Annotated in this window: 2 protein-coding genes; one reads left to right on the top strand and one right to left on the bottom strand. The window is 58.1% G+C overall.

Annotation, left to right across the window (positions count from 1 at the left end):
* On the bottom strand, positions 1 to 314 hold a 314-nt coding region (locus INT22_RS20115), incomplete at its 3' end, for a hypothetical protein (protein WP_226912297.1).
* Between the two features lie 421 nt (positions 315 to 735).
* On the opposite strand from INT22_RS20115, the gene ltrA reads away from it, so the two are divergent.
* Positions 736 to 2,013, top strand: a complete 1,278-nt coding sequence (gene ltrA / locus INT22_RS00470) for a group II intron reverse transcriptase/maturase (protein WP_193059771.1) — start codon at positions 736 to 738, stop codon at positions 2,011 to 2,013.
* Positions 2,014 to 2,093: the final 80 nt, after the last annotated feature.

Here is a 2,093-nt window from a genome sequence, read left to right on the forward strand (position 1 = left end):
TTTTTTGTTTGCCCGGCGAAGCCGGCAACCCCGGACACCTGAAAGAAGGTGTCGTCACCCCGACTGAGGGGAAGACAACCCGACTGGCAAGGGCGCCACTGGCCAACGGTGGGGTCTGAAGGAAGCCATAGGGTGTTAACGGTACACAACGCAAGTGAACCTGCTTCGGCAGCACAGGTGGGTAAGCGTGCAAAATAGCGCGACGCCCGATACTCAGTCAGGCCTGTGCTGTGTTTGAGGGTGGCATCGTTAACAGGGAGCCGGTGCAGTAACCGGGGAAGCCTGGCACCGTATCCAGTTTGTCTGGAAGGCACGCGTCAAGGTGAAAGCCAAGAGCGGGTCGGGTGTGAGGTGGCAGATGATGCCGTAGTAGTGAGGAAGTTCCGGCCTGTGAAGCCTGGTAACAGCGTGGAGGATAAAACCGGATCGACCGCTGGCGGAGGTTCAGTGGACTGGGCAAGGCCAAAAGCCTTGGTCGGATGCGAAGGGCGGAAGTCATTAATGAGAACGACGGATATTGATCCGAAGGTGGACGCTGCGTTCACAAGCTGTCCGACGGGGCAGGGAAGTGGGTCGAAGTGCGGTGGGAACACAGTGGCTTCGTCCTTCTCTGAACGAGGGAGTAGAACGACACCGTGGCGGCAGATTGCCAAGCGCTAGTACCCGGACGGGTCGTTTGAAACAGACCAGTAGCCAGACCGACGATCGGAGCCGTCATCACAGAGATGAGCAGGCATGAGGAAATACTACAGTCTTTACGGGCAGTTGCTGTCAAAGCAGCGCCTGTATGAAGCCTTCAGACACGTCAAGCGCAACAAAGGTGCGGCCGGAATCGATGGGCAGAGCCTGAGTGCGTTCGAGGTGAATCTGGAGGTGGAGCTGTCGTGTCTGCTCCTCGAACTGAAGGAAAAGCGCTATCGAGCGCAGCCTGTCAGGCGCGTTGCCATCGCCAAGGATGACGGCGGTGAACGTCTGTTGGGTATTCCCACGGTTCGAGACCGGGTTGTGCAACAGGCATTACGCAGTATCATCGAACCGCTCTTCGAACCGGACTTTCATCCCTCGAGCTACGGGTATCGTCCGGGACGCAGTGGCCACCATGCCATTGGCAAGGCGGAGCTGTTCGTGCGCCGCTACCGGCGTGAATGGGTAGTGGATATGGACTTGTCGAAATGCTTCGACACGTTAAACCACGACCTGATCATCCGCCAGTTCCGCCAACGGATCACGGACGGCAGTGTGTTGTCGCTGCTGCGCCAGTGCCTGGAAAGCGGCGTGATGGTGGGGCACCACCTTGAAGAGACGGCGCTGGGCAGCCCCCAGGGCGGCGTGATCAGTCCGCTGATCGCCAACGTCTACCTGGACGCCTTCGACCAGTTCATGAAGGCACGGGGTCATCGAATCGTCCGCTACGCGGACGATATCCTGATCCTGTGCAGCTCACGGGCTGGAGCGGAGAACGCGTTGAGGGCAGCCCACTGTTATCTGGAAGGTGAGCTGAAGCTGACAGTCAATGCCACCAAGACCCACATCGCGCACAGCGACGAGGGGATCAAGTTCCTGGGGGTGGTGATCCACACCAAGTACACCCGCATCCAGGAAAAGAAGGTGGTGAAACTTAAGCAGAAGGTGAAAGCGTTGACGAAGCGCAATCGAGGTGCAGGGCTTGCGGTGATCATCCGCGAACTGAATCCTGTACTCCGTGGCTTCGCCAATTACTTCCGGGTAGCGAACTGCGCACGGGTGTTGAAACAGGTGATGAGCTGGGTCAGGCGGCGTCTCCGCTGCGTCCAGCTCAAGCAGTGGAAGAAGCCGAGTCGGCTGCATCGAAGGCTGAAACAGTTGGGCTACCGCCCGCCGTTTAAGTACATCAAGATGCAAAGCTGGCGTAACGCGGCGTCACCGCTGGCCCATCTGGCGATCCCCAGCGCCTACTTGCATGACGATCTGAAGTTGATGGACTTAACGAAGATCAAAACGGGCATCACTGTCCCCGAGTTCGGGGTAAGTTAATGGCATGAGCCGTATACGAGGCCCGTATGTACGGTTCTGTGAGAGGGATGAGGCGGTAACGCCTCACCCTACTCGATATT

This window comes from Halomonas sp. 3D7M (genome assembly GCF_014897885.1).
Classification (GTDB): Bacteria; Pseudomonadota; Gammaproteobacteria; order Pseudomonadales; family Halomonadaceae; genus Vreelandella.

Excerpts from the sequence above, each read along its gene's own strand:
- ltrA (WP_193059771.1), top strand. The coding sequence starts at position 736 with ATGAGGAAATACTACAGTCTTTACGGGCAGTTGCTGTCAAAGCAGCGC.